Origin of the sequence: Thermoflavifilum thermophilum, from assembly GCF_900116565.1 — a bacterium.
Taxonomy (GTDB): Bacteria; Bacteroidota; Bacteroidia; order Chitinophagales; family Chitinophagaceae; genus Thermoflavifilum; species Thermoflavifilum thermophilum.
Window position 1 is genome coordinate 2,848,001 of record NZ_FPCJ01000001.1, and the last position, 6,321, is coordinate 2,854,321.

The following is a 6,321-nucleotide window of genomic DNA, read 5'->3' on the forward strand; positions in this document are numbered from 1 at the left end:
GGCGGATGGGAATATCTACCAAATGGGATACCCTCATTGTAGGCGCCGGAGCAGCGGGTCTGCAATGTGGTGTAACGCTCGCCGAAGCTGGACAAAAAGTATTGATACTCGAAGCCCGGAACCGGGCGGGTGGCCGTATCCATACGTTCATAGACAAGCACACCGGATATACTTTGGATGCCGGCGCCGAATTTATCCATGGGCAGCTGCCGCATACATTCGAATGGGTCAAGAAATTGCGCTTGCCTGTCTCAGCAGTAACCGGAAAAAACATCCGATTGCTTTCGGATGTATCTACCACCCCACCCGCCCAAGAAGCAGCATGGAAAAAATTTCATGAAATCCTCTCCAGACTCAGGCAAGACACCACGCTCGATTCTTTTCTGCATACCTATTTTCCAGAGGAATCCTACTCGGATTTCCGGCGGGAAGTGTTGCGTTTTGCCATGGGTTATGATGCTGCCGACCCGACACGGGTGAGCATGCTTGCCCTGCGCGATGAATGGGAACGGGAAGAGGGGCCCAATTATCGGATAGACAAGGCACCCCATCTTCAGGCCTCAGGCTATGGAGCCATGATTGACGGCATGATAGGCCGATTTCAACAGGCGGGTGGAAAATGGCTTGTTGCTCATACAGTCAGGCTGATTTCCTTATCAACCCCTGCCTTTGTTCAGGTGAAGGCCCATTTCCGGCAAAAAATCCTGACCTACACAGCTGATCGGGTGGTAATCACCTTACCGCCGGGCATTTTTCAAAAATACGGCCCTAAAAGCATTTCCATTGAACCCGGAGCAAAATCCATTATCCAGGTTATGCAGCGATTAGGCTACGGAACGGCCACCAAAATCATTACCCTGTGGAAACATCCCTGGTGGCGATCACGCTTCGGCCCAGATATGGGATTCCTGATCAGCCAGGCACCCGTGCCGACCTGGTGGACAGCTTATCCAAATGATTGGCCCATACTCACAGGCTGGAAAGGAGGACCGCATCCATTGGGTAATTCAACACCAGTCATCCAAAAAGACACTGTTATTCAATCACTTGTTCAAGTCTCCGGAATACCCGCCAAAATTTTACAGAAGGAAATGTTAAAATGTTTTATATTTGATTGGTATTTAGACCCATTTGCCTGCGGAAGTTACAGCTATCCTGTATTAGGATTTCAAACCCTTATCCAGCAACTCCAGGCCTTCTTTCCTCAACGGTTGTATTTTGCCGGCGAAGCCTATCACAACCGCCCGCCATGGGGCACGGTGGAATCGGCCCTCTGTAGCGGACAAGAAGTGGCGGAAGCTATTTTGGAATTACATGGATTACATAAAATTTGACTATGGAAGCTTGGGAAAATTACACTTGCTAAGATCAATGGCTGAGGATTGCCGGTGATCCGGCTAAACATTGACTCTGCAGACCATATCCTGGAAAAACCATGGGAAAGCCATTGATCCTTATCATAGCTATCCTTGCCGTCGTACGGCTGGCTGATGCACAAATTGTCGGCCCTAAGACAGTTTGCCAGAATACTTTTGCCACTTTTGATTTGCCCAACGCTGGAAATTCGACCAGTGTAGTTTGGTATATTCCTTCATCGACTCCGGTCAATACCAATATGAACACCCGCAGCGTAACCGTACAATTTACGGATACCGGATTTATCACATTATCGGCAACCTATAGCAAAAAGACCTATAACTATACCGTTCATGTGGTGTACTGCCCATCCACCGACTGCGCCGGCACCAAAGCGTCTTCGCCTTTCCTGTTTGAGGATTTTGGAACTTTATCCAGTGGCACTGATCGTCATCCTCTCCCTCCACCCGCACTTACAACATACAAATATTTAAGTTCGGGACCTATTGACGATGGGCAATACATCATTTCCGATTCAGTGAATAATGGTCGCTCGGAATGGGTTAAAAAAACAGATCATACCGGGAACCTATACGGAGGAATGATGCTGGTGAATGCCAGTTATCAACCCGATACGTTTTATACCCGGGTAATTACCGGCCTATGTCAGGGGGCGCAGTATTCGTTTAGTGCCTGGTTATTAAATGCCAATGGAAAGGAGGTACTCCAGCAAACTTGTTCAGGACAGTATATCTATCCCAATCTCAGTTTTGTGGTGCTGGATGCCAAAACAGGAACTGAATTAGGGCGGGTGAACACCAACGATGTTTCCATGAAACTGACCACCAATAGCTCCGGACAAATCGTAGATGATCCCACCTGGCAGCGATATGGTTTTGGATTCCGTACCCCTCCGGGTGTGGATAGTGTAAAGCTGATTATGTACAATATTGCTCCTGGCGGATGTGGCAATGATATTGCCATTGATGATATTGAATTTACTTATTGCGGACCCACTTTGATTGCTTATTTGCACAATAGCGACCAGAGCAGCGATACCATCTGTTCCGGCAATCCCGATACCATCTTTGCTTCTGTGACACCGGGATATTTCAACCAACCGACATATCAATGGCAGGTAAGCATGGATGGGATAAACTGGACCAACATCGCGGGTTCCACAGATTCGATGTATATCATTCCTTCTACCGATACTTCCGATACCCGATACTACCGATTCCTGGCTGCCGAACAGGGACAGATTGGATATTCCACCTGCAATTCACCCTCCAATATGGTGCATTTACTGGTATTGCGTTCACCGGTGGTTCACCCGGGCGATACCACCATTTGTGCGGGCAGTTCAGCCACACTGCGTGCTCAGGAGGGTTATACCAGCTACCTGTGGAGCACGGGAGCCACCACACCCAGCATCACGGTGAGTCCGGCCGCAACCACCAAATATTATGTAACTGCCAGTCTATCGTCCGGTGCTGCCGGCACCTGTACGGCCACCGATTCTTCGCTGGTGACGGTATTTGATCCCTCATCCGTGAACCTCGGAGCCGATACCAACCTGTGCGTGGGCGATACCCTTACACTTTCCCTATTTCATGGCTATACTCCCTCGGGGCTGACTTATCTGTGGAGCACAGGAGAAACTAGCCCCTCCATCCGGGTCACCACGAGTGGGAGCTATTGGGTCAAAGTATTCAGTCCGGCCTGCGGAGAAATTGACGACACCATTCAGGTAACGTTTCATGCGCCGCCCACCGTCCACCTTGGCCCTGATACCGCCATATGCCAGGGCGAAAGCCTCACGCTGGATGCAGGTAATCCTGGCGCAAGTTATCTCTGGAGCACCGGACAAACTTCGCAATCCATCTCTGTGGATACCACAGGCATCTATTGGGTGAAAGTCACTAACGGCTTTGGTTGCTCCGCTGCTGACACGATGCAGCTGACCATCCACCCCCTGCCCATCGTCAATCTCGGCCCCGATACCGCCATCTGCCAGGGGGAAAACCTCACGCTGGATGCTGGCAATCCTGGAGCAAGCTATCTGTGGAGCACAGGTGATACCAGTGAAATAATTACCCTCAATACCAGTGGAACGTACTGGATAAAGGTTACCAATACCTATGGATGCACAGCTGCCGATACCATTGCGATAACCTTGCGTTCACCTGCCGGCTGTCCACTGGGTGGTTGTTCCCTAATATATTTCCAGAACTTTAGTCAAGCAGCCAATCCTTTGGACACAACTTTGATGCCTCCCATCCCCGATTCTATCAGTCGTGGATTTCAAGGAACACCCCTGACTTACTACGCTAACAATCCTTTCTGCCCCCCGCAAGGAACATACGCCCTTCGTTATATCTCCGGAAGATGTGATGGCCGCTGGGTATCCGATCTGGATCATACACCAGGGGATACTAATGGCTATATGTTAATCGTGAATCCGCAAAAACAGCACGACCTGCTGTATCGCGACACCATCAAAACCACCTGTGCGAGTTATACCTATACCTTCAGCCTGTGGGTGGCCAATCTATTCAAGTCAAATGGCACCAAGCCTAATCTGATCCTTAGTATCATCGATCCGAGTACCAACACCCTCATCCAGCAATATAAAACCGGTCCAATCGACAATACCCTGTCACTCGATGGTGTACACCTTAACTGGCAACAGGTCAGTATGCGTTTTCAGATCCCCTCAACAACAAATTCTTTCATATTCGAAATTGATAATAATGGACCCTCTTCCGCTATAGGCAATGATTTCGCGATTGATGATATCTCACTGGAAATCTGTAAACCTGTGGTACAGATCATGTTAAACGGACAGGTTAAAGATACAGTACAGCTTTGCGTTAATAGTCCAGCACATTTTAGCAGTCAACTTTTCCCCGACACTCTTAGCGCTGCAGTTTACCAGTGGCAGTTTAGTTCCGACAAAATTAACTGGTCGAATATTCCAGGCGCCAATGGAAAAACCTATCTTATTGATTCAGTCCATTCCAGCCATACAGGATTTTACCGGCTTATGGTCAGCGAATCCTGGAATGCCGGAGACCCTGACTGTGCCATATTCTCAAACCTGATATACCTGCAGGTTAACCCCTTGCCCATCGCCAACCTCGGTCCCGATACCGCCATCTGCCAGGGAGAAAACCTCACATTGGATGCAGGTAATGCCGGGTCAAGCTATCTGTGGAGCAACGGACAAACTTCGCAATCCATTACTGTCAGCACTGCCGGACAATATTGGGTGAAGGTCACAAATGCCAATGGCTGCTCCGCTGCCGACACGATGCAACTGACCGTCCACCCCCTGCCCATCGTCAACCTCGGCCCCGATACCGCCATCTGCCAGGGGGAAAGTCTCACATTGGATGCAGGCAATGCCGGGGCCAGCTATCTGTGGAGCACCGGACAAACTTCACAAACGCTTGTGATTGACACCACCGGATCATATTGGGTGAAGGTCACAAATGCCAATGGTTGCTCCGCTGCCGATACGATGCAGCTGACCGTCCACCCCCTGCCCATCGTCAACCTCGGCCCCGATACCGCCATCTGCCAGGGCGAAAGCCTTACGCTGGATGCTGGCAATGCCGGAGCAAGCTATCTCTGGAGCACCGGTGCCACTTCTCAGCAGATAACTATAAACACCACCGGATCATATTGGGTGAAGGTCACGGATGCCAATGGCTGCTCCGCTGCCGACACGATGCAACTGACCATCCACCCCCTGCCCATCGTCAACCTCGGCCCTGACACCGCTATCTGCCAGGGTGCAAACCTTACGCTGGATGCAGGTAATCCTGGCGCAAGCTATCTGTGGAGCACCGGACAAACTTCGCAATCCATCTCTGTTGATACCACTGGCATCTATTGGGTGAAAGTCACCAACAGCTTTGGTTGCTCCGCTGCCGACACGATGCAGCTGACCGTCCACCCCCTGCCCAGCGTCAATATCGGCCCCGATACCGCTATCTGCCAGGGCGAGAACCTCACGCTGGATGCTGGCAATGCCGGGACAAGCTATCTCTGGAGCACCGGACAAACCACGCAATCTATTAACGTCAGCACTGCCGGGCAATACTGGGTGAAGGTCACAAATGCCAATGGCTGCTCCGCTGCCGATACGATACAGCTGAACGTCCATCCCCTGCCCACCGTCAACCTCGGCCCCGATACCGCCATCTGCCAGGGGGAAAGCCTCAGATTGGATGCAGGCAATGCTGGGTCAAGCTATCTGTGGAATACCGGTGCTACTTCTCAGCAGATAACTGTCAGCACCGCCGGACAATATTGGGTCAAAGTCACAGATGCCAATGGTTGCTCCGCTGCTGATACAATGCAGCTGACCATCCACCCCCTGCCCATCGTCAACCTCGGCCCCGATACCGCCATCTGCCAGGGAGAAAGTCTCACATTGGATGCAGGTAATGCCGGGGCAAGCTATCTCTGGAGCACCGGTGCCACTTCGCAAACGCTTGTGGTTGACTCCACCGGATCATATTGGGTCAAAGTCACAGATGCCAATGGTTGCTCTGCTGCCGACACGATGCAGCTGACCGTCCATCCCCTGCCCACCGTCAACCTCGGCCCCGATACCGCTATCTGCCAGGGTGCAAACCTCACGCTGAATGCAGGCAATCCTGGCGCAAACTATCTGTGGAGCACCGGTGCCACTTCTCAGCAGATAACTGTCAACACCGCCGGACAATATTGGGTGAAGGTCACAAATGCCAATGGTTGCTCCGCTTCCGATACGATGCAGCTCACCGTCCATCCCCTGCCCATCGTCAACCTCGGCCCCGATACCGCCATCTGCCAGGGCGAAAGTCTCACGCTGGATGCTGGCAATCCCGGGTCAAGCTATCTGTGGAACACCGGACAAACTTCGCAATCCATTACCGTCAACACCGCCGGACAATATTGGGTGAAGGTCACAAA

At 51.3% G+C, this 6,321-nt stretch carries 2 protein-coding genes; both read left to right on the forward strand.

The genetic code is table 11. From position 1 onward, the window contains the following. The first annotated feature begins 5 nt into the window (after positions 1-5). Positions 6-1,334 carry a flavin monoamine oxidase family protein gene (locus BM367_RS12050; RefSeq protein WP_092460818.1) on the forward strand — a complete coding sequence of 443 codons (1,329 nt, stop codon included), beginning with the start codon at positions 6-8 and terminating at the stop codon, positions 1,332-1,334. 101 nt (positions 1,335-1,435) lie between these two features. After that, the coding region (locus tag BM367_RS12055; protein ID WP_222842641.1) for a hypothetical protein at positions 1,436-6,321 on the forward strand (4,886 nt) is incomplete at its 3' end.